We start from the raw sequence: 26,552 nt of genomic DNA on the forward strand, positions 1-26,552 counted from the left end.
TATAGCTCGCTCAGAGATGAATCCCCGCCTTCGCGGGGAGGACAGTTTAATATACATTTGAGCTTAACTTAATGGCAGTGACCCTTGCCCTCTTCCAACTTAGGAGAGGGGATTTCTCTAAAACAGCCCCCTCTCTATTCGCTCTTCTTTTCTTTAACCCTCGCCAAAGCCTGCAAAATATAATCCTGTTTGGCGATAACATCAGCCTGGTTATTCTTTGCCGCAATGGCCAATTGTTTTTTCTGGCGATAGGCTTGCTGCTGCTCATGTTCCTGACGCAATAAACGGACTTTGCGCGCATTAAAACGCTGCCTTGACAATTGCCGATCAAAGTTCGCTACCGGTATGGGGGTCATTTCAATACAGTCAACCGGACAGGGCTCCACGCACAATTCACAGCCAGTACATTCCGTTTGAATGACGCTGTGCATCAGTTTTGCCGCCCCGACAATAGCATCCACAGGACAAGCCTGGATACATTTGGTGCAGCCGATACATTCCGGCTCGCGAATGGCCGCAATTGCCGGTTGCCGGGTATTCTTCAGCGCGCCTTCGAGGTAGGGAGACGGGTCCTGATTCAGCAGGCTGCCAAGAGCCTTAACCGTTTCTACACCGCCAGGTGGGCATAAGTTAATTGCAGCCCCACCTTGCGCAAGCGCTTCTGCATAAGGCATACAACCCGCAAAACCACATTCGCCGCATTGGGTCTGCGGCAAAATAGTATCAATAGCGTCTACAAGCGATTTCATTTTACTTTCATACCCGGCAAAGCGCCTTCATCAGGGTTAAGCAGATAAATCCCTTTTCCATCACCGGCTGCCAATACCATTCCTTCGGAAACACCAAAGCGCATGGTGCGAGGCTCCAGATTGGCAACCATTACTGTCAGGCGGCCAATGAGATCATCTGGCTGATAAGCTGACTTGATTCCGGCAAAAACCTGCCTTTCTTCCGTGCCCAAATCCAGCTTCAGTTTGAGTAATTTATCAGCACCTTCCACTGCTTCCGCAGCAATAATGCGCGCTACCCGCAAGTCTATTTTACTGAAGTCCTCTATGGAAATACGGGCTGCTTCATTTTCCTTTGCCGGCTTGGCTGCTGCAGGGGCTTCCTGCTTGCCTTCTTCCAGCAAGGCATCGATTTTTTCTTTTTCTACTCGCGTAATCAAAGGTTTAAACAGCTGAATTTGATGTCCTGTCAAGGGAGTGTCAATCGCATCCCAGTGGTTGGCAGAACTATTCAAAAACTGCTCAGCCTCTTTTGCCATTATCGGCAATACCGGTTTCAGATAAGTAATCAATACGCGGAATAAATTTAATCCCATTGTACAAATCGCCTGCACCTGCGCATTTTGCTCTGGATCTTTGGCTAGCACCCAGGGCTTGTTGTTATCGATATACTGATTGACTTTATCGGCACACTCCATAATCTGGCGGATTGCTTTGGCATAGTCTCTTTGTACATAGGCTTCGATAATCGCTGGTTTAACACTTAGTAATTCCTGGTATAAAGCAGGATCGCTTAAGTGATCGGCCAGACGATTATCAAAGCGTTTATTGATGAAACCGGCACAGCGGCTGGCAATATTCACTATCTTGCCTACCAAATCCGCATTGACGCGATTAATAAAATCATCAAAATTCAAATCCAAATCATCCACACGGCCGTTTAACTTGGCAGCAAAATAATAGCGCAGATATTCCGGATGCAAATGTTTGAGGTAATTACGGGCCTCTATAAAAGTACCCCGCGATTTCGACATTTTCTGGCCGTTTACGGTCAGGAATCCATGCGTATAAACGGCTGTCGGCAAGCGGTGCTGACTGCCTGCGAGCATCGCCGGCCAGAATAAGGCATGAAAATAGACAATATCTTTACCAACGAAATGATAGAGCTCGGTTGTCGAGTCTTTATTCCAGAATTCCTCAAAAGACAAGCCGCTTTCATTACAGTATTTTTTGAAGCTGGCCATATAACCCACTGGCGCATCCAGCCAGACATAGAAAAACTTGTCTGGTGCACCAGGAATTGGGAAACCGAAATAAGGAGCATCGCGAGAAATATCCCATTGCTTAAGACCAGCAGCAAACCACTCATCAAGCTTATTGGCCACTTCCGCCTGCAGGTGGCCTTTTCGGGTCCATTCCTTCAGCAACGTTTCATAACGCGGCAAATCAAAGAAATAATGCTCTGAATCTTTTTCTATCGGCTTTATACCAGAAATGGCTGACACTGCGTCAAGCAGTTCGGTTGGCGAGTAGGTAGCTCCGCAGGCTTCGCAGTTATCCCCGTATTGATCAGGCGTTTTACATTTTGGGCAAGTTCCCTTGACGTAGCGATCCGGCAGAAACATTCCTTTCACAGGATCGTAGGATTGGCGAATTGTTTTTTTAACGATATCGCCATTCGCCTGCAAACGCTCATAGATGCTGTTGGCAAGTGCCTGATTCTCATCCGAGTGTGTGGTGTGATAACAATCGTAGTCAACGGCAAAGGCTTTAAAGTCCTGCTCATGGCTTTCACGAATCATGCTGGTTAATTCCACCGGTGTAATTCCCAGTTGCTCAGCCTTTAGCATGATCGGTGTACCATGCGCATCATCGCCGCAGACGCTGATACACTGGTGTCCCAGCATTTTTTGAGTACGCACCCAGATATCCGTTTGAATATGCTCTACCAAATGCCCCAGATGTAAATGTCCATTAGCATATGGTAACGCGCTGGTTACCAAAAGTTTCCGCACTTTTGTCATCGTTTCACTCATCATAAAAAATTATCAAGTATAATCTATTGTGCTATAGAAATGACATGAATTAATTAACAGTTTTGTACTCAGCCTTACGAGGGAATCAAGGGCTTGCGCAGCAGCTCCTGCTCTCTGGTCACAGGCTGGCTTTGCCAGAGGTTATCTTTACCGCGGCTAAAGCAACTTTTACCAGGAGCAGTTTCCGGATTGGAACCCGGCTCAAAATCAAGGTCTTTCAATATCTGAAGATAAGCATCTGGCTTCGTCTTCCCGTAAAAATCCTCGTAATCGCCCTCAGTCAGATCGGGCACTTCATCCAGATCGGGGGGATTTATTAATTGATCCAGACTCTGAATCACCCAATGTAAAAAATTGGCGGCAGCTGAAAAAAGTAATACTGCGGTAGAGGCGATAGCAGCGCAGGCAAAGGCGGCAGGTACCATATTCAAAGAGAAGAGGAACGCAAAAGGCTGCCAGCCGCTAAACAGCGCAAAACTTGCAATTGCAGGCAGGGCAGGCGGGAAAAAAGCCACCAGACATCCCACTGCCGCCCCAAGGAGCAGAGCCAATAAAACAGCAGTCAGCAATTTCCAATGTCTGCGCAACCATTTACCCATTGTTAGCCCCTTAAATTGAACCTGACTTAATAACGCGGAATCATGATAGCAATCTTATTTGCACAAGTGAACTAAAATACAACCAATTCATGGTGATTTTAAAACAAACGGCTATTAATTGACACAGGATAGAGCCATCTGCTACTCAAAACTGTCGGGACTGGCTAATTAGGTTGATACAGGGTGGGATCAGCAATACCAGCCTCAACAAACCCTTTTTGCCGGAAAGTGCAGCTATCACATCGTCCACAGGCTCTTCCCTCATCATCCGCCTGGTAACAGGATACGGTCAAGGCGTAATTGACTCCCAAACCAGCACCCAATCGAACGGTTTCAGCCTTACTCAGATGAATAAGCGGGGTATGAATTTCCAGAGGATTTCCTTCTACCCCAGCCCGGGTTGCCAGGCCTGCCATTTTTTTGAAGGCATCCATGTATTCCGGTCGGCAGTCTGGATAGTTTGAATAATCAACTGAACTGACTCCAATAAAGATATCATTAGCGCCGATCACTTCCGCATATCCTAAGGCGATGGCCAGAAAAATAGTATTTCTTGCAGGCACATAAGTCAGCGGAATACTGTCTGTAGGCTGGTAATCCGGTACTTCTATCGTCTCATCCGTTAAGGCGGAGCCCCCGAATTGATTAATATCCAGATTCACAATGCGATGTTCAGCAACCTTAAACCAGGAGGCTACGCGCTTTGCCGCCTCAATTTCAGAATTATGACGCTGCCCATAGGAAAAACTTAAGGCAAAACATTGGTATCCTGCTGCCTTGGCAACTGCCAGACAAGTGGTTGAATCAAGGCCGCCCGATAATAATACAACTGCTTTTCTCATAGGTAAGTCTCAAACGCTAAATTCAGGACGATTGTAGCCTAGTTGTGGGATAATGTAATAGTGAACCTGAATACACGACTTACCTTCTCACCCTCATTGCCATTAAGTTAAGCTCAGTTGTATATAAATTGTCCTCCCCGCGAAGGCGGGGATCCATCTCTGAGCTGGCTATAATGCCGATTGAGGAATGGATTCCCGCCTTCGCGGGAAAGACAAAACTCATTAACTTAATAGCAGTGCTCCTCACCCTGGATAGCCACAAGGAATAGAGTCAGTTAAGAGTGCTCAAATCACTTTTTGGCGTCAGCAAATGCTCGGCCTCAGAGTCCTCTACTTTCTTCACTTCAGAAGAACCCTTGCCCGATATAAATAAAACAGGCGATTTTTTAATTTTCAGCGGGCTTAAATCCTCTACCTTGCGAGCCGGGTTAGCAGAGAATTCATCATATTCCAATGCCAGAGGCTCATCAAAATCAGGCAGCTCATCTCTTGCAGGTTCAAATTGCTTGAGAATGATATGCGATAAAGCGGCGATCGCAAAACCTGCCGCCATTATGCCAATACCAGCCCCCAAAGGCATAAAAACTAAGGACGCAAAGATCACGGCCGGGATCAGAGCGTCAATTAATATCGCTCGAACCAGCTTGATTTTCTGGAAACGCACCATCCTTTCCTGATAATCGGAATCAATCATCAGACCTTTCATCTCCAGAAACAATGCCTTGCGTTCGTTTTCATCCGTTGAAGCATTAAACAACTGCAGTAACTCCCGGGCTTCAAAATGATCCTGTTTGCTCAGCGCTTTGGACTTGGAAACATCCAAAGCCCCAGCAATACCGGCATAGGCCGCATTTAGCACAAAACACAGGCTGGCACCGAGTAGACCGATCATCATAAAGGTCGCCGGAGCAAGCATCGCTGGCGGAAAGAAAAAACAGCAGGCCACACAAAAAGCTGCCATCAGTCCACCGGCATACACCATGTCGTTAATCATGCCGAGCTTTTTATATTTCCAGTCAAGCTCAGTGCGCATGATTAAATTCCTTGCTTCGCGCACTTGCTTCTCTAATTCTGAGATTTGAGCCGGATCAGCCGTGGCGGTTTTTTTGGCTTTGAGCAATTGCTCTTCCAAACGCGCATAAGCTTCATACAGAGCAGTTATTTTTTTATTGTAGGCGGTACTTTCCTCATAAAAACGCCAGATGGAAAGACTAAAATCCATTAACAATAAGCCCATAGTTGCCAGATTACCGGCCATGCCCATAGCGCCAGGCCCTTTGAGCCAGAAAAAACAGGCCATATTGGCCAAGCCCCAGATAGAGTCATTCAGCAAGCTGAACTTCCTTTGATTCCATTGGGTTTTAAACCGTTCCCAGGCCGGGATTTTCTGCTCTTCAGCGCTCATCCAGGGACCGGCGATAGTGTGTTTCAACAGCAAGCTTAAATTGATGGCGAAACGAGTATAGTAAAGCACCCAGCTCATATAACCGGTAATCGGAGCAGGGGCAGCAATGCCTTTTTGCGCCTGCGCCTTGCGGTAGAAATCATCAGGCAGCATTTCAATAACCGAGCTGAGCATGCCGCCGCCCCATACCCAGTATAGCCTTCGCTCATTGACATCACTCATCCAGCCGATCAGAGTACCGGTCTTGGCATCAGCAATTTCAGCCATTTTATCGGCAATGAATTTCCCAACAGTGAAGCCGAGATATTTGGCAGGTTTGTCAGGGCTCTCTTCAATTGCTTCATCAAGCTGCGCTTTTTTTGCCTGCTCATCTTCCGGTGCCTGAACTTGCTCGATCTTAAGCAGCAATCGCTCGCATTTCAGATAATCATCATTCAAATCATTTAAAGGATGAAACCTGTTCTCATGAAAATTCAGATAGGTCTGATACCTTAATAATTCCTGGATGAATTTAAGTTTCTTCTTCTCGGTTTCAAGCTGCCCAGGATTTAGAAATCGATATTCTGCACCCTTGGTCAGACTAAGTTTGCTTCGATGATAGTTTAAAAATACCGACAGCCAGTCGCGGTTCGCGGCGAGCTCTTTTATATCATAAGGCGCCTCTGCATCGTCAAAGCGGCGAACCAATTCAAATCCGAGCATTTGATTAAGCATCTCTGAATTCTGAATTGTTCGGTCTGACATGATATCACCTCATTTGTTAATATGGGGCTGGTGATTTTTTAAAAAGGCACAAGCTGTTCTTTTTTATAACATAGCAGGTATTTATCACACAAGCTTAGTTTTTTCATTTTTACAATCCTGAAACGATATTTACTGGAATTAATCAATGGATATTGGTTAAACAGGCGAATACAAATGCGCATGGAACTTGGGTGAATAGTCAAAAATGTGTATAATCCTTTGTTTTTGTTGTCCAACTTCTTACGATCATGAATCTGGAAAAGCATTACGATGTCATTGTAGTCGGTGGCGGCCATGCCGGTACCGAAGCAGCTCTCGCCTCAGCCCGACTTGGGGCTGAAACTTTACTGTTAACCCATAACATGGACTTGCTTGGTCAAATGTCCTGCAATCCGGCCATCGGGGGTATTGGTAAAGGGCACCTGGTTAAAGAAATTGACGCACTGGATGGGGTGATGGCACTCGCTGCTGATCAGGCAGGAATTCAGTTTCGCATTCTTAATGCGTCCAAAGGGCCGGCTGTACGCGCTACCCGCGCGCAGGCTGACCGGGTTCTTTATCGTCAGGCGATCAGGCAATTTCTGCAGAATCAACCTAATTTAAGCCTGTTTCAGCAGTCAGTTGATGATCTCATTATTGAAAATGGACAGATTGCCGGGGTTATCACGCAAATGGGTTTAAAGCTGCGCGCCCGCGCCGTGGTGCTGACCGTTGGCACTTTTCTCGGCGGCAAAATTCATGTCGGCATGGCCCAATACGCCGGCGGTCGGGCAGGTGATCCGCCAGCCATTGCCCTGGCTCATAAACTCCGTGAACTGGATTTACCAGTTGGCCGACTAAAAACAGGCACTCCGCCGCGGATTGACAGCCGTTCGCTGGATTATTCACAAATGACGATTCAACCCGGGGACACGCCGGTTCCGGTATTTTCCTATCTGGGTAATCTTGCTATGCATCCGCAGCAGCTGCCCTGCTACATTACACATACCACCAGCCAAACTCATGAAATTATTCTGGCTAACCTTCACCAGTCCCCAATGTATGCCGGGGTTATTGAAGGCGTAGGCCCGCGCTATTGCCCTTCCATTGAAGATAAAGTGGTGCGCTTTGCTGATAAATCCTCACATCAGATCTTTGTAGAACCGGAAGGGCTGACCAGTGATGAAATTTATCCGAATGGCATTTCAACCAGCCTGCCTTTCGAGGTTCAGGTGCAATTTGTCCGTTCTATTAAAGGCTTTGAAAATGCCCACATCACCCGTCCAGGCTATGCGATTGAATATGATTATTTCGATCCGCGCGGATTAACCTCCTTTTTACAGACCAAAGCCATCAGCAATCTGTTTTTCGCCGGCCAAATCAATGGCACAACAGGTTACGAAGAGGCTGCGGCTCAAGGAATTATTGCCGGAATGAACGCCGCCTTACTGGTTAAAGAACAGGCGCTATGGTGCCCGCGTCGTGATGAAGCCTACATCGGCGTACTGATTGATGATTTGATTACCCTGGGAACTCAGGAACCTTACCGCATGTTTACTTCGCGCGCCGAATACCGGCTCCTTCTGCGTGAAGACAATGCTGATCTACGCTTGACCGCGAAAGGCCGGGAACTTGGGATTGTTACAGAAAAGCGCTGGCAGCATTTCTCTGAGAAACGCGAAGCAATTGAGCGCAGTAGGACCCTGCTGCAAAATACCGCTATTCGCGCTGACAATCAGGAAGTGCTTGAAAAATTGCTGGAAAAACCTCTTCAGCAGGATTGCAAAGCCATTGACCTGTTAAAGCGCCCTGAAATCAGCTATCAGCAATTACAGGCTTTAGACAGTCTGGAGTTACCTGAATTGAGCGACGAAGTCGCTGAACAGCTCGATATTCAAAGCAAGTACGCAGGGTATATTGAGCGTCAGCAATTGGAAATTGAACGTTTACGAAAACATGAAGCAACACAGCTTCCAGCCTCTCTGGATTATGCCCAGGTCACAGGACTTTCCAATGAAGTGGTGCAAAAGCTTGCTAAAATCAGACCAACAACTCTGGCGCAGGCGGGCCGCATTTCAGGCGTTACTCCGGCCGCATTATCCTTATTGCTGGTTCATTTGAAAAAACATCGGATGCCCGCATAATGCAGACTATCGAACCAGAATTAGAAAAGGGCTTGCAGCAACTAGGGCTATCCGTATCACCTGAGCCTTTACTCAATTATTTACTGCTTTTACAGAAATGGAACAAGGCTTACAATCTGACCGCCATTCGTGATTTGCCCGCTATGCTAAGCAAACACCTGTTGGACAGCCTGGCTATTTCGCCATGGCTGCAAGGCCCGCGGCTCATTGATGTGGGCACCGGCGCCGGCTTGCCAGGCATTCCGCTCGCTATTGCTCACCCGCATTTGCAAATCAGTTTACTGGACAGCAATGGCAAAAAAATTCGTTTTCTGCAGGAAGTTAAACGCCAGCTTAATCTGAGCAATATTGAAATTATCGAATCACGCGTTGAAAACTATAAACCAGCGACAGGTTTTGATACAGTGATAAGTCGGGCTTTCAGTGATCTGTCGCAGATGATAAGCTGGACGAAACACTTGCTTGCCAGCGACGGCATCTGGCTGGCAATGAAAGGACGCTACCCTGAAATTGAATTAAGCACTATCGACCAAGGTTTTAAGGTTATTCCCTACAGCGTACCGGGTCTCGATGGTGAACGTTGCTGTATCATTATTGCTAATACTATCAAGGAATAACCATGGCCAAAGTTATTGCTATTACCAATCAGAAAGGCGGCGTTGGCAAAACCACCACCGCAATAAACCTGGCTGCCTCTATAGCTGCACACCGCCAGAATGTACTTTTAATTGATTTGGATCCTCAGGGTAATGCCACGATGGGTTCCGGTGTGGATAAAAACGCACTCGTACATACCTGCAATGAAGTTATTTTACGAGATTGCCTGGCGGAACAAGCCTGCCTGGTTACCGCCTGCGGTTACGATATCATTCCCTCCAATGGAGATTTAACCGTTGCAGAAGTCAGTCTTATGGAGAGAAACCACCGTGAGACCTTTCTTTTCAAAGCCCTGCAGCCCATACAGAACAATTATGATTTTATATTAATTGATTGCCCGCCGGCATTAAATACGCTCACCATCAATGCTCTGGTAGCTTCTGACTCTGTATTAATTCCCATGCAATGTGAATATTATGCTCTGGAAGGACTTGCCGCACTTTTAAACACCGTCGAACAAATCAGAAGTTCAGTCAACACCCGCCTGCAGCTTGAGGGGGTTTTAAGAACCATGTATGACTCCCGTAATCGACTCTGCTCTGAAGTGTCGCGCCAATTGCTTGATCATTTCGGCAATAAGGTTTATCGCACCGTCGTTCCGCGTAACGTCAGACTGGCCGAAGCGCCCAGCCACGGGATGCCTGCATTACAATACGACAGAACATCACCCGGAGCCGCCGCTTACATGGTACTGGCCGCCGAAGTCATCAGCAAACAAACTGTAACCAGTTAGAGGTCAATATATGTCAGTTAAACGAGGCAGCCTGGGTAAAAACCTGTCCGCATTATTAGGAACCAGCCCTGCTACTGCAATTCCTGTTGCCAAACCGTCTGAATCCAGTAAATTAAAACTGGATTTACTACAGCCAGGTAAATATCAGCCCCGAAAAGCGATTGATGAGGTCTCGCTTGAGGAGTTAGCAGGATCAATCAGGCAGCAAGGTTTGCTGCAGCCAATTGTCATTAGGCCTTTAGCAAATCAAAAATACGAAATTATCGCCGGCGAACGCCGCTGGCGCGCTTGCCAGTTAGCCGGGTTAAGCGAAGCGCCGGTAATTATTAAAGAAGTTGATGATGAAACAGCGATGGCGATGGCCTTGGTTGAGAATCTGCAGCGTGAAGACCTTAATCCAATGGATCAGGCCAGAGCAATGGGCAGGCTGCACCATGAGTTTGAATTGACGCATCAGCAGATTGCTGAGTTATTATCAAAATCACGGACTGCAGTCAGCAATTATCTGCGCCTGCTAAGCCTGGCTGAAGAAGTAATGCGTATGGTAGAGCATGATGATCTGGACATGGGCCATGCCCGAGCGCTGCTTATGCTAAACCCGGAGCAGCAGATTCAGGTTGCCAAACTGGTGATAGCGAAATCCCTTTCTGTCCGCGAAACTGAGAAACTGGTTAACCGGCTCAAAGAAGGTAAAGCGCCTCAAGCTGAAGATCGGGAAATCCCGGCTCACACTCAAATACAGATTCAAACGCTTTCCCAGCATCTGAAGTCAAGAATCAAATTAAAACCCGGCAAAAATGGCAAAGGCAGCCTGGTTATTCATTACGACACTTTGCATGACCTCGACTGTGTAATTCGTCAAATAATCGAGAAGTAAATTTTATTTTTGCATGCCCCTCAACCATACTCATAATATGCTGTTTGAAATTGCCATCAACCTGCAAATGATGGTAGGGGGGTCCTATGCAGATCCAACCTGTAGAGCCGCTGGTGGTTCTGCTTAGCTGCGGTCAAATGAAAGTGGCTAGCTATCTTCTTGAACTGACTGAACATAGCCTGAGTGTAACCAGCACTGAATTTCTGGATAAAGATAGTGTCGTGCTTTTTAAATCCAGATATTTCCGTGGCGAAGCCTCAATTAAATCAATATCCTATGATCACTCCCGGTTTACCTATGCTTTAGAGATCGGTACTATTAATTTTCAGCCGGGTTTGCTGGTGAACACCCAATTATGATCTTTGCAAAACTATCAGATTGATGGAATTAAGTTAAACAGCGGATTGCTTGCATGCAATTCCTGAAGCGTGGTGGTGTGTTCCCGTTGAATCCAAAGCCGGTTGTAATTAAGCGCATCGAAAAGACTATAAGCACTACCCTGATGTTTTCCACGGACAAACAGATCAAGATCAACCATCTCGCTTTCTATTGCCCGCTCCAGGGCCGCCTCAATCATTTCTGCCTTATGCAATTTGCCGCTGTTGAAAAACGAATACCTCGCCTGTTTGAGCCTGTCTATTGTTGTTCTGACTTCACTAATAAATTTAAGCAGGCTTTCATGTGGATGTTCTATGCGAGGTAATTCTTCAGAGGGTAGATGCGGTTGAGTTTTTAGAAAATCGAGCAGCTCCTCTGCGGATTGATACACTTTAGCAGTAGAATTCGATATCACGTGAATTGCATGGACCTGAGCCATTGCTTCATTCAGACTGGCAATTTTTTGTCTGCCTTCCCAACTGTAATCTGCAAAAAAACGCTGCAGATCCTCCAGTGAAAATTTCAATACTTCAAAGCGGCCGCCAGTTTTACGCTTAAGGCTGATAATTTTACTCAGCTCCTGGATATTAAACAGGTGCAATCGATTTAAGTGAACTTCTCTTAGATCAAGCGAGTTAATACGGGGGGGTAGATAATCGACCAGTAAATCGCAGGAGCTTAATGAAAGCGATGATAAATCTTCTCCACTCCAATCAAGCTCTGTCTGATCATCAGGTATGAGGGCGACTACCCGTCTTAGCAGATCTCTGTATACAGCATAGTTTTTATGGGTTATACGAGGATAGTGTCTGGGACTAAGCAGATCTTTGATACCCATAATAGAGATTTAACAGGGAGAGAGGTGCATGCATTATAACATGCGAGCAATTATCTATCAAACTGACCCAAGACAGCACATCGCCTCTTTGCAGAGAGGCGAGTGGATGTATTTTTACGATAGCCTCATCAAACTGCGTCATGCCATGTCATCTCGAACGTAGTGAGAGATCTCCGGATGCTAGCACAAACCAAGATTTGGGAGATCTCTCACTACGTTCGAGATGACGACGACCTGTTTTACAGCCAATAAACAAAGATAAACAGGAATAACCAGACGACATCCACAAAGTGCCAATACCAGGCCACAGCCTCGAAAGCAAAATGACGTTCGGGAGTGAAATGTCCATAAATGCAACGGATCATGATGATAATCAACATGATGGTTCCAATGGTTACATGCAGGCCGTGGAAGCCGGTTAACATGAAAAAGGTGGTGCCGTAGATCCCTGCATCCAGGGTTAAACCCTTTTCTGTGTAGGCTTCATAATACTCATAGCCCTGCAGCGTGAGGAAGAGGATCCCCAAGGCAACAGTCAATGCCATACCGATAACCAGCTGACGACGCTTATTCAGTTTTAAAGCCCAATGCGCCCAGGTAATGGTTACCCCGGAAGTTAAGAGGATGAGGGTATTGAGCGCAGCCAAACCCCAGGCTCCCATCGCTTCATGAGCACCAGCAAATATCTGATTATTAGGGTTCTGCAGCAAAGGCCAGGTCGCTTTGAAATCTGCCCACAAAGTGTAATGGGTTATCGGATGTATTTCACCGCCAAGCAGTGGAACAGACCAGAAACGGGTAAAAAACAACGCTCCGAAAAATGCCCCGAAAAAGCAAACCTCGGAAAAAATAAACCAGCACATACCCCAGCGAAATGAACGATCCACTTGCAGATCATACAATCCTTTCTGGTTTTCATAGATTACCTGACCAAACCAGCCAACCATCATGGTGATCATGATGATTAAACCGAGAGTAAACAAATAAGGGCCATACCAGTCATGATGAAGCCAGGATGCAGCGCCCACCAGTGTAGTCGTTAAGCCAATCGAACCCACAAGCGGCCAGTGGCTTGGTTGGGGGACGTAATAGGTGCCGTGCGCTCCCATATTTCTTTATCTCCTGTTAGTAATTTCTACGTAATTCTTTTTCTAATTTATAACCCGGTTTGATACATCAAACAATGTATAAGCCAGGGTGATTGTTTTGACATTCTCCGGCAGCTCCGGATCCAGATGGAATAAAAGGGGCATATCCATCGCCTCATGTCCATTCAGGGTTTGCTGAGCAAAACAAAAACATTCCGTTTTTTTTAGGTATTTAGCTGCTATTCCTGGTGTTATACTGGGTATTGCCTGCACAGTCATTCGATGGTTGGTCTGGTTTTCAGCATAGAATGCCAGCTTTGCAATTTCTCCCGGATGAATCTTGATTTTTGTAGTTTTCGGATAAAATTTCCAACGCAAGTTGCCATTATTCGTGGCTACAAATTCCACAGTTATCGTTCTTTCCCTGGAAACTTTTAGCTCGGAAGGTTCAACTCGCGCCGAAGGCCCGGTGATTTTTCCATTAATTCCCAAAGTTTTACATAAGCTGTTATAGATTGGTACCAAGGCAAAACCGAATGCAAACATGGACAAAACTACCGCTGTTAACAGTATCACCAGCCTGAAATGACTTTTAACCAAATTTAATACCTCATGGTTGTCGTTCGGCATATCAGCTGCTTCTGCAGCTGATTCGCTTAGCTAATAGTTGGCGGAACAGAGAAGCTATGATAGGGCGGCGGTGAAGGCAAGGTCCACTCCAGACCATGAGCCCCCTCCCATACTTTGGCATCCACTTTTTTACCGCCTCTGACGGTCGCGATCACATTGTATAAGAATAGCAATTGCGAGAAACCAAAAATAAAGGCGCCAATCGTTGAAATCATATTAAAATTGGTGAACTGCAAGGCGTAGTCAGGAATCCGGCGCGGCATACCAGCCAAGCCCAGGAAATGCATCGGGAAAAAGGCAATATTCACTGAAATAGCCGAGAGCCAGAAATGCCATTTGCCCAAAGTTTCGTTATACATGTGACCTGTCCACTTGGGTATCCAATAATAAGTAGCCGCCATTAATGAGAAAATGGCACCTGGAACCAGTACGTAATGAAAGTGACCGACTACGAAATAAGTATCCTGATATTGGTAATCCGCAGGAACCAGAGACAACATTAACCCGGTAAAGCCGCCAATCGTGAATAAAAAGACGAAGGCAATGGCAAAAAGCATCGGGGTTTCAAAGGTCATGGCTCCTTTGAACATGGTGCTCACCCAGTTAAACACTTTAATTCCAGTGGGGACTGAAATAAGCATCGTGGTATACATGAAAAACAGCTCAGCACCCAGAGGAACTCCGGTAGTGAACATGTGATGCACCCAAACGATGAATGACAAGAGAGCAATACTCACCGTTGCATAAACCATAAAATGATAACCAAACAATGGCTTACGACTAAATGTTGGAATGATTTCGGAAATAACCCCAAAGGCAGGAAGAATCAATACATACACTTCCGGATGGCCAAAGAACCAGAATACATGCTGGAACAGAATCGGATCGCCGCCACCAGCCGCCTCAAAAAAGCTGGTGCCAAAATGGCGGTCCGCGAGCATCATGGTAACCGCGCCTGCCAGTACCGGCATAATGGCAATTAGTAGAAAAGCGGTAATTAACCAGGTCCATACGAACATAGGCATTTTCATCAGAGTCATGCCAGGAGCACGCATGTTGAAGATGGTCGCAATGATGTTAATTGAACCCATAATAGAGGAAAGCCCCATCATATGAATTGCGAAAATCATGAAATCCGTGCTTGGTGGAGCAAACTTGGTGGATAATGGGGCATACATGGTCCAGCCAAAGTTAGGACCTCCGCCTGCATGAAACATGGTGGATCCCAATAATGCGAAGGCAAATGGCAATATCCAGAAACTCCAGTTGTTCAAACGGGGTAAAGCCATATCCGGTGCTCCAATCATCATCGGAATTTGCCAGTTAGCCATACCGGTAAACGCAGGCATTACCACCCCAAAAAGCATGATTAACCCATGGAGGGTAGTCATCTGATTGAAGAAGTTGGGATCAACAAAACGATGGCCTGGCTGAAAAAGCTCCGCCCGAATCACCAACGCCATACCGCCAGCAACAAAGAAACTGATCAATGCCAGAAACAGGTAAAGCGTTCCAATGTCTTTATGGTTGGTTGTAAATACCCAACGCTTGATAAAACCCATAACGCCCTTGCCCTGTTCGGGGCCATGATCGTGCTCATGATCATGGAGATGAGCATCATGTGTATTCTGATGTGTTGTTACTTCACTCATTGTAAACCTCCAGCTTGAGCTTTATTGACCTTGGTCGGTTCCTGATCTTCGCCATGTCGAACCTTGTTTACATCAGCCGGCTGAACATCGTCATCCGTATTATTTTCCCAGGCATTACGCTCATAAGTAACCACAGCAGCGATTTCGGCATCGCTTAACTGGTCTTTATAAGCCTGCATTGCAGTGCCGGGTACACCGTTCAACACTATTCCGATGTGCCGTGAAATAGGTTTTCCAACCGCAACGGAACTGCCCTTCAGGGCTGGGAACATGGGTGGCATACCTTTACCGTCAGACTTGTGGCAAGCGGCACAGATTTGCTCATATTTGGTTTTTCCAAGATCCATCAATTCCTTGCGGGTCATTGGTTTTTGCTCGACAGCAGCACCAGCTCCCTCGGCGTATTCATCAACGACCTTGGGTTGCTCTTCTACCCATTTGGCAAATTCTTCATCGGTGACTGCCTTCACTACGATCGGCATGTAGGCATGGTTAATTCCACAAAGCTCCGTACATTGGCCGCGATAAATACCAGGTTTTTCAACCCGCGCCCAGGCTTCATGCATAAAACCAGGTATGGCATCGCGCTTGATTCCCAATTCAGGAACCCACCAGGAATGAATTACGTCATTGGCTGTTACCAGAAAGCGAACTTTCTTATGGACTGGAATAACCAGCGGCTTGTCTACTTCCAGCAAATACCATTGTCCTTTCTTCTCCTGGTTCTGGATTTGCTGATAGGGCGTGGCGATGTTACTGAAATAGCTGATTCCCTGATCCAGATACTGATATTGCCATTTCCACTGATAGCCGACGACTTTAATGGTGACATCCGAATCGCTGGAGTCTTCCAGATCAATCAGAATTTTGGTGGCTGGAATAGCCAGGCCGACAAGAATTAGAAAGGGAATAATCGACCATAGAATTTCCAGACGGGTATTGTCATGAAAAGAAGCCGGGGTATATCCCTTTGATTTACGGTGATGCACCAGCGAATAAATCATCGCTCCGAACACTACAACACCAATGATTGCACAGACCACCATGGCAATGGTATGCAGGTAGTACATGTCCTTGCTTAATGGGGTAACCCCCTTATACATATTCAGCTGCCAGGTATCCGCAGCGGCCAGGGCATTACTGCCAATTCCAAGACCTGCAGCCAGAGCAATGATTTGTTTCACATTCAGAAACCTGTTTTGCATCCCCTTTCCTCACATCAGCTAATAGCCATGACACCGGGTCATGAACGATTCATAAAATTGGATCGGTGAAGATTATATATACTTCACCGCTGAAATTCTCTCATCTCTACCAGAGCGAGTAGTTACCCTCTGTTTTGGATTGACTAACCATGTACTTAATCGCCTCAATAATTTCATCAGTAGTACACTGTTTGCAGCCGCCATTCTTCGGATGCGCATCACCATGGAGGATTTCCGCAATTAACACATCCATATTCTTTTGAATGATGGGTTTCCAAAGGGCTTTGTCCCCGATTTTTGGAGCGCCCTGAATACCGTCTTTATGGCATACGCTGCAGTTCTCATTGTATACATCTTTGCCGTTGGAAGGATATTTGGCACCGCCACTGTTGGTTAAATCCTGCCATTGTGAACGGGAAAGTGATTGATTGAGGATATAATCTGTCGCTGAGATAATATCATTATCAGAGCAGGTTACGCAGGCGCCTTTCACCGGCATGCTATTGTAGCCATGAATAGCATGGCGATATAGCCCGGTTAGTCCGCTGCTTTTCAGGCGCTGATACCAGTTATTACCATCGCCATTAAGAGGAGCACCCATTTTGCCGTCCTGATGACAAACGATACAGGAGTTAATATAAACCTGTTTGCCTCGTTTCAGTGATGGCTGGGCATCAGAGGGAGCTACTCCCAGTGTTTCAGCACTTTCAACTGTTTTCAGATAGGTCGCAATAGCCAGAGTATCCTCTTCGTTCAGATAACCGAGACTATTATGGTTAACCTCAGCCATAGGACCCGCTACAGGTCCGGCTTTGTTAATCAGTTCGCCAGACTTAAAGACATCAGCGACTTCATAATGACTTGCTGAACGCAGGCCAAGCCGGGTGATGTTGGGCGCCCAATAACCATCGACAAATCCACCGGTAAGATAATAGCGGTTTTTAGGCGCGCCAAGGACATTAAGCGGCGTATGGCACATACTGCAATGCCCCAGACCATCAACGATATAACGTCCGCGATTCCAGGCAGGCGATTTTTCAGGATCATAAGGAATTTCATTTTCTTCAGGGAAGAAAAATAGCAGGTTCCATCCCCAGAGGCTGAAGCGTGCACCCGGCACGTTAAAGGGGAAAGGCAGGGATTTATTTTTTTGATTGACCGCTGGAATGCTCATGAAATAGGCATAAAGAGCCCTGGCATCGTCATCGGTAATCTTTGAGAAATAAATATAGGGAAATACTGGGAAGTAATTGCGCCCTTGTGGATCGCGGCCATCCTTCAGAGCTCGAATAAAATCGGCTTCAGTCCAGTTTCCAATTCCGGTCTCTTTATCCGGCGTAATATTAGGGCTGTAAAACTTACCGAAGGGCGTATCAATTTCCAAACCACCGGCAAAAGCAGGAGTTTTGCCTTTAACATCGGTATGGCAGGCGATGCAGTCACCCATTTTGGCAAGATATTCGCCGCGCTTGATTAATTCCGCCTGTACTCCTTCAGCTGCCTTGGTTTGAGGATATTCCGGATAATAGCCTTCAATAAATATCTCTGGAATCTGCTTGTGTTGAGATTCCTGCGGTACTGAATTGGTTTGTTGAGCAGCAGGCTTATCAGCCTGAATGGCCACCTGTGCCGCAGCTTGCACGTCAGCGGCATTACCCCATGGGCTGTAAACTGCAGCGGTCAATATAAAGCTTATTATTTTTGCATTATTCTTCAACAAAGAGCGCACGCTCCCTCCTTAAATCACTTAACCGGGGTTCATTCAGGCAGGAAAAATTAGTTTTGCATTTTATACTTCTCCTACTATAACTTGCAATCGTGTTTCGCAGCAAATATGCCACTAAAATGCGATATCTGAGCAAAGCCTATCGCCCATTAAATAATGATTGATCAAGTTGGTTAAATTATGTAGAAACCGGTTCGGCCAACTGAAATTAGCAGAAAAGCTTCGGGAAAGATGCAGCGAAGAAAAACACAAAAAAACAGTTTAATAATAGTGCAAAATTAGCGATAATTAACCCTCCTTAATTTTTAACCAATACTATGCCCATTTATCTCAATGGATTATTATTAGGCTTATCACTGATTACTGCCCTTGGCCCACAGAACATTTTTTTAATTCGCCAGGGCGCCATGCGCCATCACGCCGTCCTGTCGGCAGCCATTTGTTTCTTCTGTGACGTTATTCTCATTTGTGCCAGTATTGCTGGTTTGAATCAGGCGCTTGAACTCCACCCCACTTTAAGAATATGGGTAACCTGGTTTGGCGCTCTTTTTCTGTTTTACTATGGACTGACTTCAGTAAGAAAAGCGCTTAAGACGGCTCCGACGGCTAAGCAGGAGATTAGCCAGGTCAGTAACCGCCTGCAGATTTTACTGCTCGCACTAGGTTTCAGTCTGTTGAACCCGCATGCCATAATCGACAGCCTGGTCATTATCGGTGGCGGCAGTGCCCAATTCCCCGAACATAAACTGCTATTCCTCTGCGGGGTTCTTAGCGCCAGCTTTATCTGGTTCAGCTCATTAACCTTTACTACCTTTTACTTTTCTGAAGTGCTCTCACGCGCCAAAGTATGGCGGCGGATTGAATTTGGCAGCGGCATTCTAATGATTGTGATAGGTTTGAAGTTAGTTACTTCATAGATTAGCACTCAGGAAGCTGCATTTACATGCAGGTTGGCCCTTGGCCCAACATTGGAGTTCTGAAGTGGTTCAACCTCTTTGTTGGACCAGGGCCCAATATGCCTTAACTTATAATTCAACTAGGCGTAAATACCGACTGCGCATAATTGAGAGCGCTATCTTTTCTGCGTTGAAGTTCCGGTTGTATGGCTTCCCAGGCCAGTTTCCCAATCCCCTTCGCATCCACTCCATAAACCTGATAGGCCAAGGTATCCACATGGCGATTCTGTGCAAGGTAGACCAAAAAGTCTTGTAGCTTTTTCTGCTGTTCATCAGGCTCAGCCGTAGTGGTAAATATCGATGTAACTGCTGAAACAGCAGCTGCTATTGCGCCTAAGCCTGTTCCGCGAGGCTCGGCATTCTTCCAGGTGATAATGGTTGCTGAAGGGACATAATTACCCAATGTATAAATAAGAGTTCTTACTTCATCACAATTCATCTTATTGCAATGATCACCGGTATCTTCGCCCATGGACCATTGGTAAGCATCAATGAGATCGGCACGCGCCTGCTTATATAATCTCTCTCTTTCTCCTATTGATTTAAACTCATAACCGGCACCAATACCCGCAAACAGGGAAAGAAATACAGGAATGAATACATACGAGGAAATGTAAAGCCCAACGGTTGCCGATAGTAAAATAACTCCCAGAACATTGGCTGAGTGATATTCCTGGAGTCTCTTTTTAAATTTGTCAGTGAGGTCAGTTAATATTTTGCGATCTGCTTCTGAAGAAGCTGAGAATGCGTGATCTGGCTTTGTAAAACAGCTAGGAACCATTTCAGAGTTGCTCGCAGCCGATTTCCCCTCAGCTGGCGTTGCTTGTGGCGCTGTCTGAGAAAAGAAAGAGCTGATAAAAGAATAGCCTGACATATAAATCTCCATCCATTGAAAACAAGTCGAGCTTCTTTTTTATTTCAAATTGCGGAAAATTACAACAGATAATCAAAAATTTGTTATTCAAGGGGGGGGAATTTTGATTTAGAAAGGGCCAATCAGTGTGTCGCCAATTGACCCAGTGGAATGACACATAGCAAGTCCAACCTCGCAAACGGAATATCTCACAGCAAATGTGCTATTGTCAACATTTCTGTACAGTAATTTACACTATTCGTAGACCCGATTGCTAATGTGCAGTAGACTCGCGATTTTGACTTAAAGCAGGCATGCCATGTTCTATGGGGATAATGTTCAGGATACGCGACAAGTTTTTTTTGAGTGCTGGAGAAAATACTGTCAGCAAGAGGCATTGACTGCTTTAGAGCAGCAAGTAGTGAATGTCATTCTTTCGCATCCTGAATATCATGCCATTCTTGATGACCCGCAGGCTAATCTGGCCAGACCTTATACTCCGGAAATGGGACAAAGCAATCCTTTCCTGCATCTGGGTATGCATCTGGCAATTCGTGATCAGGTTACAACTAATCGCCCAGCCGGTATTCTGGTTATTTATCAGCAACTGATGACCAGGCATCAGGATGAGTTACAGGTAGAACACCTGATGATGGAATGTTTAGCTGAAACATTGTGGCAAGCCCAGCGCGGCATGCCCCCACAGGATATTGAGGAGCATTACCTGCTTTCGCTTAAACGTCTGAGGTGAGCCAGAGGGCTATTTAATTAAACCCAGGGTAGAAGAAAGTCACCTCATGCTTATTATAAAACAAATTAATAAGCGAGGAGCCCTCAATCTCGCGCAATTCTTTAAGCGTGGCCCAGTCCGTTTCACCCTGCAATTTGATTGTGAAAATCATTTGACCCGCTTTACCAGACTCCAGCCACTTTCTGATAAGCGTCAATGCTCTGTCTGGATAACAGGCAATATCCGACAATACCCAGTCGTAGGTCTTCTCCAGTTTTGAAGGCTCAAGCGCAAACGCACTCTGCTTCAGGCAGCTGACACCTGGCAGGGCAGCAATTCGCGGTTCAAGGGGAGCTTTATCTACAGCCGTCACTTGCGTTCCCAGGGATTGCATGACATAGGTCCAGCCTCCAGGTGATGCACCCAAATCAAGAGCACTTTCTCCTAATCTTGGATATCGGTCTAACAGGCTTAAAGCTTCCCATAGTTTCAAATAGGCACGATTTGGAGGGTTGACCTTATCTTCTATGAAATAACAGTGACCCGCGGGCCAGGGCTTTAAACGATCCACGCTATAGAGGAGCGTATTTTGATCAAGCAGACAAAAGCCTCCGATTGATGGAACCTCCTCCTGTAGAGGGAAGGAACGCAGTAAAGGAGGGAGCTTTCGCAATTGGTCGGCAATCAAGTGAGAGCGCCGGATATGGCTTGCAGGTTGCAGGTACCAGTATTTTCCTGCCTGTTTTAATAATTTGACCGCCTCGCTGATGGATGTGAACTGATGGATCTGCGGTTTGAACCAGGTATCGAGAGCGAAACAAGCCTTAATAGCACGAGGTGATAGCACGACATTTTCAATGATTCTGGTCTCGCCGCCAAGCTCATTATTTAACTCTGCCAAGCGTTCAGCCTTGCCAATATATACCGCATTGACCGTATTAAAATTTTCCATAGATAAATAAAGATACACAAAAAGATTTAGATTTTTCAATCAAGAGATTACACTAAAAAACTAACTTTTTCTTCTATCGTGCCAGATAATCTTCCTATTGGCCTTGTGCAGCTAACCGCCCATTGAATTAAATCCTTATTTATAGAGGGTGTTTTTAAGTTTTGGCAAAAGCGAAAAAGCTACTCATTTATATACAGAATCGGTTAACATAGTACATTCTTTTTTATCGTACAAACCATGAGCAAGCATCAAAAAACGCATTTCGGCTTTGAATCCGTTGCCTGGGAAGACAAAGAAAAAAAAGTCAGGGAAGTTTTTCAGTCAGTCGCTGAAAATTACGATCTCATGAACAATCTTATGTCCTTTGGTATTCATCACTTGTGGAAACGGTTTACTGTCGAGCTCAGTCAGGTCCGGCCTGGACAAACGGTATTGGACTTAGCGGGCGGAAGCGGCGATTTAACCCGATTACTAAGCCAGAAGGTAGGCGACAAAGGTTTGGTCATCCTGGCTGATATTAATTCAGCTATGCTTGAAGTAGGCCGTAAACGTTTAATTAACGAAGGATTGCTGCATAACGTACAGTATGCACAGGCCAATGCACAGCTGCTTCCCTTTGTTGATAACAGTTTTCACTGTATCTGTATTGGCTTTGGCTTGAGAAACGTAACCGATAAAGATGAGGCATTGCGATCGATGTTTCGAGTTTGCAAGCCCGGGGGCAAATTAATGGTACTGGAATTTTCAACGCCTGTATTACCGGGATTAAAACCCATTTATGATTGGTATTCTTTCAATGTTCTACCGCAATTGGGCCAGTTATTTGCCAAAGATAGCAGCAGTTACCGCTATCTTGCGGAATCAATCCGCATGCATCCCAACCAGGAAGAATTGAAAACACAGATTGAAAAAGCCGGTTTTGAAGACTGTCATTATCATAATTTGAGCGGAGGTATTGTTGCTTTGCACATTGCCCATAAATATTGAGAGCATTTTATGATTAAGAAATATTCATTAAAAGTGTTACAAAAAGCCATCAACCTGGCTCTGTCTCTTGATGATACCATGTCAGGTAAAATTGCTGAACTCAATGGCAAAATCATTGAAATTTCCATAGATACTCTGGGAATTAAATTTTTTATAGAATTTAAGGAGGGGCGTCTTAAGCTATTGGATCATTGTGATGAAAAGCCGGATACTTTAATCCACAGCTCGCCCCTGGGGCTGATCCGTTTAAGCCTTCTTCCTGCCTCCAGGGCACGCTCACTTTTCAATGACAAAATTCACATTTCAGGCGACATTGAACTGGGCGAGAAAGTAAAAAAACTGTTTGATGAACTGGATATTGATTGGGAGGGGCATCTGGCCCGCTTTACCGGGGATGTGATTGCTTACCAGTTAGGGTCTTTTCTTCGTCAGGGAATGGATTTGAAAAATAGGGTAGAAGACTCTTTGCGCAGTAACTTAAATGATTATCTTCATGAGGAGGCCCGTCTGTTTCCGCCTCGGGAAGAAATTGATGATTTTTTTCACGATATTGATCAGTTAAATCTGGATGTCGAACGGCTGCAAGCCAAACTCAATTTATTAAAAAAAGCGTATGAAACCCGTTAAGCAACTGATTAGACTTCTGTATATCAATACGATCCTGGCGCGCAATGGTTTGGACAGTGTGATAGTCTCCATTCGTCTCTTTTCTCCATTCCGCTTTATTGTCTATTTAAACCCCTGGAACTGGTTTCGCAGGGAAAAACTGAGCCGTGGAGAGGCTATTCGCAAAACCCTTGAGGAGTTGGGGCCAATATTTATTAAATTTGGTCAGGCGCTTTCAACTCGTCCGGATATTTTACCAGCGGATATCGCGCTGGAGCTTTGCAAGCTGCAGGACAATGTGCCTCCTTTTGACAGCAAAACCGCATTATCGATAATCGAAGCCGCCTATGGGCGCTCCGCCTTTGAAGTATTTGCCGAATTCGATACCAATGTGCTGGCATCCGCCTCAATGGCGCAAGTCCATGCCGCCCGTTTAAAAACCGGCGAAGAAGTCGTTGTTAAAATATTAAGACCCAATATGCTGAAAATTATTCAGCAGGATTTGAGCATCATGTATACCATCGCCAATCTGGCCGAGCGTTACTGGGCGGATAGCAAGCGCTTGAAACCGCGGGAAATTGTTCAGGAATTTGAACACAATCTTATTGATGAGCTCGATCTGCAGCGCGAAGCCGCCAACGCCGGCCAACTTCGGCGCAATTTTCAAAACTCACCCTTACTCTATATTCCAGAAGTATTCTGGGATTATACCCGTGAAAATATCATGGTGATGGAACGCATCCACGGTATACCGGTAGCTGATATCGCCACTCTGCAAGCCAGCCAGGTTGATATTAAAAAACTGGCCGAACGCGGGGTTGAAATTTTCTTTACCCAGGTGTTCAGAGATTGTTTCTTTCACGCCGATATGCATCCAGGCAATATTTTTGTCTCCTATGAGCATCCGCATGATCCACAGTACATCTGCATTGATTTTGGCATTATCGGCACTCTGAATGAAAATGACAAACGCTATCTTGCTGAAAATCTGGTCGCCTTTTTTAATCGAGATTATCGCCGGGTTGCGCAGTTGCATGTGGAGTCGGGATGGGTAGCCAGAGATACACGGGTCGAGGAATTTGAAAGTGCCGTTCGAACTGTTTGCGAGCCTATTTTTGAAAAACCGCTTAAGGACATCTCCTTCGCCCAGGTCGTTCTTCGTTTGTTTCAGGTGGCCCGGCGTTTTCAAATGGAAGTTCAGCCGCAACTGGTATTGTTACAAAAAACATTACTGGCAATTGAGGGATTAGGACGCCAACTCTACCCTGAGCTGGATCTCTGGGCAACAGCCAAACCTTTTCTGGAAAAGTGGATCAAGCAGCAAATGGGCCCGCGGGCCTTTCTGCAGCAACTAAGAGATAATCTCCCTTTCTATGCGGAACAACTTCCGCAGCTGCCTCGTCTCATGCACGAGGTGTTAATGCTTAGCAAAGAAGAAAAAATGCGCTCACTGTATCAGATTAGTCATTTATCTCTGCCGCAAAAAAGAAGTTTCTGGTTCAGGGGGTTGGGAACAGGCATTTTTATAAGTCTGGCAGCCATCGGCATTTTAAGTTATTTTAGTTTACTGGATCCACGACAATTAGGGCTATCAAGCTTTCTGGTTGCCTGCGGAGGGGCTTTAATTACTTTAATTCATCGAACAAACAGGAGCTAATATGGGCTTAAGCGGCGTCAGTCCTTTGTCATTACTACTCATTTTATTCATCATCCTAGCCTTGTTTGGCACTAACAAACTCAAAAATATAGGCAGTGACCTGGGCAGCGCTATTAAAAGCTTTCGTAAAGCCATGAATGATGAAGACAAACCAGATGACAAAGACGGCAAGAACTCATGAACAGCGCGGAGTTACTGGTCATTGCCATTGTCGCGGTCATTGTGTTTGGCCCTGGAAAATTGCCTATGTTAGCGGAACATCTTGGAAAGCTGTTTCGCCAGTTCAATCGCTTTCGTGATCAGGCGTCTCAATTCTGGCAGCAGCAAATGAACGAACAGCAATTAAAAGAAAATGAACGCAAGGCCAAGGAAGCCGATTCTGTGTATCAGCGCGAAAAAGAATAATCCAGGTTGCCAGCAAAAATAACACAATTACCGCGAGCTGAGGAATCCCCTCATTTTTTATATAGTCAGCGGATGACTTAACATTGCTCAAACAGCTCTATTATCGTGTCGTTCCCGCGAAGGCGGGAATCTATTTCTCAAGATAATTCCTAACTTTGTTTGCTAGATGGATTTCCGCCTACGCGGAAATGACACCATTTTTTGAATGAAAAAGTGAGGGGGTTCCTCAGTCCGCGAACAGAGATATTAATCAAACCTCGATACCGGGCGATGACAATAAGGCGCCTTGTGGTGCTTCTGATAATAATCCTGATGATAGCCTTCTGCTGGCCAAAAAACCTGCGCTTCCAATACTTTTGTAGCGACCTGATGGCCTTTAGCCTGCAATAATTGAATCAGCTTTTGCACCGTTTCCAGCTGTTCATCATCATAATAAAAAACAGCACTTTGATATTGCGGCCCAATATCCGGACCTTGTCCGCTTCGCTGGGTAGGATCATGAATTTCAAAAAAGCGCTTGATAACCGAGTAATAATCAATTTGATTCCGATCATAAATGACTCTTGCCGCCTCATAATGCCCGGTATTGCCATGACAAACCTGTTCATAACCGGGATTTGCCACATGACCTCCGCTATACCCGACCTCAACCTTGAGCACGCCGGGAAGTAACTTGAGAAAATGATCCACTCCCCAGAAACATCCACCCGCTACAATCGCTTCTTCTGTATCAAGCACCGTATCGCTTTCTACAAAATCAATCGATGCCGAATTCACGCAATGACGCAGATTTTTATGCGTGAAGTGTTCGCCAGTAAATACATGCCCAAGATGAGCATCACAACGTTCACAAAGTATTTCAGTCCGCTGACCATCTGCATCCGCAACCTGTTTAACTGCCTGAATGATATTGTCGTCAAAACTTGGCCAGCCACAGCCGGAATGAAACTGACTTGAGCCGCGAAACAGAGCCAAACCACAGCGGCGACAAAGATAAGTCCCTTGTTTTATCGGTTTGACATATTGCCCGGTGTGCGGATATTCGGTGGCTTTATCGCAAATAATCCGTCGGCTCTGCGGAGTAAGACTTGCTGTTTTATCTAGATAATGGTCCATGATTCACCTTGGAAAAGCGGCGAAATGGT

27 protein-coding genes are annotated in these 26,552 nt (G+C 45.7%); 13 read left to right on the top strand and 14 right to left on the bottom strand.

Going from position 1 to position 26,552, the window contains the following annotated elements; all coding sequences use genetic code 11:
• Positions 1 to 134: 134 nt before the first annotated feature.
• The 5 genes from LXA66_RS14675 to LXA66_RS14695 form a co-directional block, all read right to left on the bottom strand.
• Positions 135 to 749 (bottom strand): RnfABCDGE type electron transport complex subunit B, encoded by a 615-nt coding sequence (locus tag LXA66_RS14675; protein WP_233013743.1) that lies wholly within the window; start codon positions 747 to 749, stop codon positions 135 to 137.
• Positions 746 to 2,752: a methionine--tRNA ligase gene (gene metG / locus LXA66_RS14680; RefSeq protein WP_233013744.1), complete on the bottom strand. Its 2,007-nt coding sequence runs from the start codon at positions 2,750 to 2,752 to the stop codon at positions 746 to 748. The genes LXA66_RS14675 and metG overlap by 4 nt, the downstream gene beginning before the upstream one ends.
• Positions 2,753 to 2,838: 86 nt before the next feature.
• Complete coding sequence (locus LXA66_RS14685) at positions 2,839 to 3,363, bottom strand: hypothetical protein (protein WP_233013745.1); 525 nt, start codon at positions 3,361 to 3,363, stop codon at positions 2,839 to 2,841.
• A 164-nt stretch (positions 3,364 to 3,527) separates the two neighbouring features.
• A complete protein-coding gene (queC, locus tag LXA66_RS14690; RefSeq protein ID WP_233013746.1) occupies positions 3,528 to 4,205 on the bottom strand; it encodes a 7-cyano-7-deazaguanine synthase QueC in 678 nt (225 codons plus the stop codon).
• Positions 4,206 to 4,476: 271 nt separating this feature from the next.
• Positions 4,477 to 6,354 (bottom strand): hypothetical protein, encoded by a 1,878-nt coding sequence (locus LXA66_RS14695; RefSeq protein ID WP_233013747.1) that lies wholly within the window; start codon positions 6,352 to 6,354, stop codon positions 4,477 to 4,479.
• A 248-nt stretch (positions 6,355 to 6,602) separates the two neighbouring features.
• Here LXA66_RS14695 and mnmG point away from each other — a divergent pair, with 248 nt between their 5' ends.
• From mnmG to LXA66_RS14720, 5 genes are all read left to right on the top strand, one after another.
• Complete coding sequence (gene mnmG, locus LXA66_RS14700) at positions 6,603 to 8,477, top strand: tRNA uridine-5-carboxymethylaminomethyl(34) synthesis enzyme MnmG (RefSeq protein WP_233013748.1); 1,875 nt, start codon at positions 6,603 to 6,605, stop codon at positions 8,475 to 8,477.
• The gene (gene rsmG / locus LXA66_RS14705) at positions 8,477 to 9,094 is read left to right on the top strand and encodes a 16S rRNA (guanine(527)-N(7))-methyltransferase RsmG (RefSeq protein WP_233013749.1); all 618 of its coding nucleotides are present in this window, start codon (positions 8,477 to 8,479) and stop codon (positions 9,092 to 9,094) included. Before mnmG ends, rsmG begins: the two co-directional genes overlap by 1 nt.
• 2 nt (positions 9,095 to 9,096) lie before the next feature.
• Positions 9,097 to 9,867 carry a ParA family protein gene (locus tag LXA66_RS14710; RefSeq protein ID WP_058506983.1) on the top strand — a complete coding sequence of 257 codons (771 nt, stop codon included), beginning with the start codon at positions 9,097 to 9,099 and terminating at the stop codon, positions 9,865 to 9,867.
• Between the two features lie 10 nt (positions 9,868 to 9,877).
• On the top strand, positions 9,878 to 10,744 hold the full coding sequence (locus LXA66_RS14715; protein ID WP_233013750.1) for a ParB/RepB/Spo0J family partition protein: 867 nt from the start codon (positions 9,878 to 9,880) through the stop codon (positions 10,742 to 10,744).
• Between the two features lie 86 nt (positions 10,745 to 10,830).
• On the top strand, positions 10,831 to 11,103 hold the full coding sequence (locus tag LXA66_RS14720; RefSeq protein ID WP_233013751.1) for a hypothetical protein: 273 nt from the start codon (positions 10,831 to 10,833) through the stop codon (positions 11,101 to 11,103).
• 14 nt (positions 11,104 to 11,117) lie between these two features.
• Here the strand turns inward: LXA66_RS14720 and LXA66_RS14725 are convergent, their stop codons facing one another.
• Positions 11,118 to 11,960, bottom strand: coding sequence for a hypothetical protein (locus LXA66_RS14725; protein WP_233013752.1), 843 nt, complete (start codon positions 11,958 to 11,960; stop codon positions 11,118 to 11,120).
• A gap of 28 nt (positions 11,961 to 11,988) precedes the next feature.
• Here LXA66_RS14725 and LXA66_RS15855 point away from each other — a divergent pair, with 28 nt between their 5' ends.
• A complete protein-coding gene (locus LXA66_RS15855) occupies positions 11,989 to 12,123 on the top strand; it encodes a hypothetical protein (protein WP_255665386.1) in 135 nt (44 codons plus the stop codon).
• Between the two features lie 76 nt (positions 12,124 to 12,199).
• On the opposite strand, the gene LXA66_RS14730 is transcribed toward LXA66_RS15855, so the two are convergent.
• The 5 genes from LXA66_RS14730 to LXA66_RS14750 form a co-directional block, all read right to left on the bottom strand.
• Complete coding sequence (locus LXA66_RS14730; protein ID WP_112218740.1) at positions 12,200 to 13,069, bottom strand: cytochrome c oxidase subunit 3; 870 nt, start codon at positions 13,067 to 13,069, stop codon at positions 12,200 to 12,202.
• Positions 13,070 to 13,111: 42 nt separating this feature from the next.
• Positions 13,112 to 13,678 carry a cytochrome c oxidase assembly protein gene (locus LXA66_RS14735; RefSeq protein WP_112218741.1) on the bottom strand — a complete coding sequence of 189 codons (567 nt, stop codon included), beginning with the start codon at positions 13,676 to 13,678 and terminating at the stop codon, positions 13,112 to 13,114.
• Positions 13,679 to 13,704: 26 nt separating this feature from the next.
• Complete coding sequence (gene ctaD / locus LXA66_RS14740; protein WP_112218742.1) at positions 13,705 to 15,330, bottom strand: cytochrome c oxidase subunit I; 1,626 nt, start codon at positions 15,328 to 15,330, stop codon at positions 13,705 to 13,707.
• On the bottom strand, positions 15,327 to 16,535 hold the full coding sequence (gene coxB / locus LXA66_RS14745; protein ID WP_233013753.1) for a cytochrome c oxidase subunit II: 1,209 nt from the start codon (positions 16,533 to 16,535) through the stop codon (positions 15,327 to 15,329). The genes ctaD and coxB overlap by 4 nt, the downstream gene beginning before the upstream one ends.
• Positions 16,536 to 16,641: 106 nt before the next feature.
• A complete protein-coding gene (locus LXA66_RS14750) occupies positions 16,642 to 18,087 on the bottom strand; it encodes a c-type cytochrome (protein WP_233013961.1) in 1,446 nt (481 codons plus the stop codon).
• A 491-nt stretch (positions 18,088 to 18,578) separates the two neighbouring features.
• On the opposite strand from LXA66_RS14750, the gene LXA66_RS14755 reads away from it, so the two are divergent.
• Positions 18,579 to 19,178 (top strand): LysE/ArgO family amino acid transporter, encoded by a 600-nt coding sequence (locus tag LXA66_RS14755; protein ID WP_233013754.1) that lies wholly within the window; start codon positions 18,579 to 18,581, stop codon positions 19,176 to 19,178.
• 115 nt (positions 19,179 to 19,293) lie between these two features.
• Here the strand turns inward: LXA66_RS14755 and LXA66_RS14760 are convergent, their stop codons facing one another.
• On the bottom strand, positions 19,294 to 20,091 hold the full coding sequence (locus LXA66_RS14760; protein ID WP_233013755.1) for a hypothetical protein: 798 nt from the start codon (positions 20,089 to 20,091) through the stop codon (positions 19,294 to 19,296).
• Positions 20,092 to 20,389: 298 nt separating this feature from the next.
• Between LXA66_RS14760 and LXA66_RS14765 the strand changes: the two genes are divergently transcribed.
• Positions 20,390 to 20,821 (top strand): DUF1841 family protein, encoded by a 432-nt coding sequence (locus LXA66_RS14765; RefSeq protein WP_233013756.1) that lies wholly within the window; start codon positions 20,390 to 20,392, stop codon positions 20,819 to 20,821.
• Between the two features lie 13 nt (positions 20,822 to 20,834).
• On the opposite strand, the gene LXA66_RS14770 is transcribed toward LXA66_RS14765, so the two are convergent.
• On the bottom strand, positions 20,835 to 21,752 hold the full coding sequence (locus tag LXA66_RS14770) for an SAM-dependent methyltransferase (RefSeq protein ID WP_233013757.1): 918 nt from the start codon (positions 21,750 to 21,752) through the stop codon (positions 20,835 to 20,837).
• Positions 21,753 to 21,989: 237 nt separating this feature from the next.
• Here LXA66_RS14770 and ubiE point away from each other — a divergent pair, with 237 nt between their 5' ends.
• Genes ubiE through LXA66_RS14795 form a run of 5 tightly spaced genes read left to right on the top strand, consistent with a single transcriptional unit; the run spans position 21,990 to position 25,407 of the window.
• On the top strand, positions 21,990 to 22,739 hold the full coding sequence (gene ubiE / locus LXA66_RS14775; RefSeq protein ID WP_233013758.1) for a bifunctional demethylmenaquinone methyltransferase/2-methoxy-6-polyprenyl-1,4-benzoquinol methylase UbiE: 750 nt from the start codon (positions 21,990 to 21,992) through the stop codon (positions 22,737 to 22,739).
• A 9-nt stretch (positions 22,740 to 22,748) separates the two neighbouring features.
• Complete coding sequence (locus tag LXA66_RS14780; RefSeq protein ID WP_233013759.1) at positions 22,749 to 23,366, top strand: SCP2 domain-containing protein; 618 nt, start codon at positions 22,749 to 22,751, stop codon at positions 23,364 to 23,366.
• The gene (ubiB, locus tag LXA66_RS14785; protein WP_233013760.1) at positions 23,353 to 25,002 is read left to right on the top strand and encodes a ubiquinone biosynthesis regulatory protein kinase UbiB; all 1,650 of its coding nucleotides are present in this window, start codon (positions 23,353 to 23,355) and stop codon (positions 25,000 to 25,002) included. Before LXA66_RS14780 ends, ubiB begins: the two co-directional genes overlap by 14 nt.
• Before the next feature lies 1 nt (position 25,003).
• A complete protein-coding gene (gene tatA, locus LXA66_RS14790) occupies positions 25,004 to 25,183 on the top strand; it encodes a twin-arginine translocase TatA/TatE family subunit (protein WP_233013761.1) in 180 nt (59 codons plus the stop codon).
• Entirely contained in the window at positions 25,180 to 25,407 is a 228-nt protein-coding gene (locus LXA66_RS14795) for a twin-arginine translocase TatA/TatE family subunit (RefSeq protein ID WP_058506967.1), read from the top strand. The genes tatA and LXA66_RS14795 overlap by 4 nt, the downstream gene beginning before the upstream one ends.
• Before the next feature lie 246 nt (positions 25,408 to 25,653).
• Here the strand turns inward: LXA66_RS14795 and LXA66_RS14800 are convergent, their stop codons facing one another.
• Complete coding sequence (locus LXA66_RS14800) at positions 25,654 to 26,523, bottom strand: bifunctional methionine sulfoxide reductase B/A protein (RefSeq protein ID WP_233013762.1); 870 nt, start codon at positions 26,521 to 26,523, stop codon at positions 25,654 to 25,656.
• Positions 26,524 to 26,552 lie beyond the last annotated feature (29 nt).

This window comes from Legionella sp. 16cNR16C, assembly GCF_021297775.1.
In the GTDB taxonomy this organism is placed as follows: Bacteria; Pseudomonadota; Gammaproteobacteria; order Legionellales; family Legionellaceae; genus Legionella_C; species Legionella_C quinlivanii_A.

Excerpts from the sequence above, each read along its gene's own strand:
- LXA66_RS14675 (WP_233013743.1), bottom strand. The coding sequence starts at position 749 with ATGAAATCGCTTGTAGACGCTATTGATACTATTTTGCCGCAGACCCAA.
- metG (WP_233013744.1), bottom strand. The coding sequence starts at position 2,752 with ATGACAAAAGTGCGGAAACTTTTGGTAACCAGCGCGTTACCATATGCT.
- LXA66_RS14685 (WP_233013745.1), bottom strand. The coding sequence starts at position 3,363 with ATGGGTAAATGGTTGCGCAGACATTGGAAATTGCTGACTGCTGTTTTA.
- queC (WP_233013746.1), bottom strand. The coding sequence starts at position 4,205 with ATGAGAAAAGCAGTTGTATTATTATCGGGCGGCCTTGATTCAACCACT.
- LXA66_RS14695 (WP_233013747.1), bottom strand. The coding sequence starts at position 6,354 with ATGTCAGACCGAACAATTCAGAATTCAGAGATGCTTAATCAAATGCTC.
- mnmG (WP_233013748.1), top strand. The coding sequence starts at position 6,603 with ATGAATCTGGAAAAGCATTACGATGTCATTGTAGTCGGTGGCGGCCAT.
- rsmG (WP_233013749.1), top strand. The coding sequence starts at position 8,477 with ATGCAGACTATCGAACCAGAATTAGAAAAGGGCTTGCAGCAACTAGGG.
- LXA66_RS14710 (WP_058506983.1), top strand. The coding sequence starts at position 9,097 with ATGGCCAAAGTTATTGCTATTACCAATCAGAAAGGCGGCGTTGGCAAA.
- LXA66_RS14715 (WP_233013750.1), top strand. The coding sequence starts at position 9,878 with ATGTCAGTTAAACGAGGCAGCCTGGGTAAAAACCTGTCCGCATTATTA.
- LXA66_RS14720 (WP_233013751.1), top strand. The coding sequence starts at position 10,831 with ATGCAGATCCAACCTGTAGAGCCGCTGGTGGTTCTGCTTAGCTGCGGT.
- LXA66_RS14725 (WP_233013752.1), bottom strand. The coding sequence starts at position 11,960 with ATGGGTATCAAAGATCTGCTTAGTCCCAGACACTATCCTCGTATAACC.
- LXA66_RS15855 (WP_255665386.1), top strand. The coding sequence starts at position 11,989 with ATGCATTATAACATGCGAGCAATTATCTATCAAACTGACCCAAGACAG.
- LXA66_RS14730 (WP_112218740.1), bottom strand. The coding sequence starts at position 13,069 with ATGGGAGCGCACGGCACCTATTACGTCCCCCAACCAAGCCACTGGCCG.
- LXA66_RS14735 (WP_112218741.1), bottom strand. The coding sequence starts at position 13,678 with ATGCCGAACGACAACCATGAGGTATTAAATTTGGTTAAAAGTCATTTC.
- ctaD (WP_112218742.1), bottom strand. The coding sequence starts at position 15,330 with ATGAGTGAAGTAACAACACATCAGAATACACATGATGCTCATCTCCAT.
- coxB (WP_233013753.1), bottom strand. The coding sequence starts at position 16,535 with ATGCAAAACAGGTTTCTGAATGTGAAACAAATCATTGCTCTGGCTGCA.
- LXA66_RS14755 (WP_233013754.1), top strand. The coding sequence starts at position 18,579 with ATGCCCATTTATCTCAATGGATTATTATTAGGCTTATCACTGATTACT.
- LXA66_RS14760 (WP_233013755.1), bottom strand. The coding sequence starts at position 20,091 with ATGTCAGGCTATTCTTTTATCAGCTCTTTCTTTTCTCAGACAGCGCCA.
- LXA66_RS14765 (WP_233013756.1), top strand. The coding sequence starts at position 20,390 with ATGTTCTATGGGGATAATGTTCAGGATACGCGACAAGTTTTTTTTGAG.
- LXA66_RS14770 (WP_233013757.1), bottom strand. The coding sequence starts at position 21,752 with ATGGAAAATTTTAATACGGTCAATGCGGTATATATTGGCAAGGCTGAA.
- ubiE (WP_233013758.1), top strand. The coding sequence starts at position 21,990 with ATGAGCAAGCATCAAAAAACGCATTTCGGCTTTGAATCCGTTGCCTGG.
- LXA66_RS14780 (WP_233013759.1), top strand. The coding sequence starts at position 22,749 with ATGATTAAGAAATATTCATTAAAAGTGTTACAAAAAGCCATCAACCTG.
- ubiB (WP_233013760.1), top strand. The coding sequence starts at position 23,353 with ATGAAACCCGTTAAGCAACTGATTAGACTTCTGTATATCAATACGATC.
- tatA (WP_233013761.1), top strand. The coding sequence starts at position 25,004 with ATGGGCTTAAGCGGCGTCAGTCCTTTGTCATTACTACTCATTTTATTC.
- LXA66_RS14795 (WP_058506967.1), top strand. The coding sequence starts at position 25,180 with ATGAACAGCGCGGAGTTACTGGTCATTGCCATTGTCGCGGTCATTGTG.
- LXA66_RS14800 (WP_233013762.1), bottom strand. The coding sequence starts at position 26,523 with ATGGACCATTATCTAGATAAAACAGCAAGTCTTACTCCGCAGAGCCGA.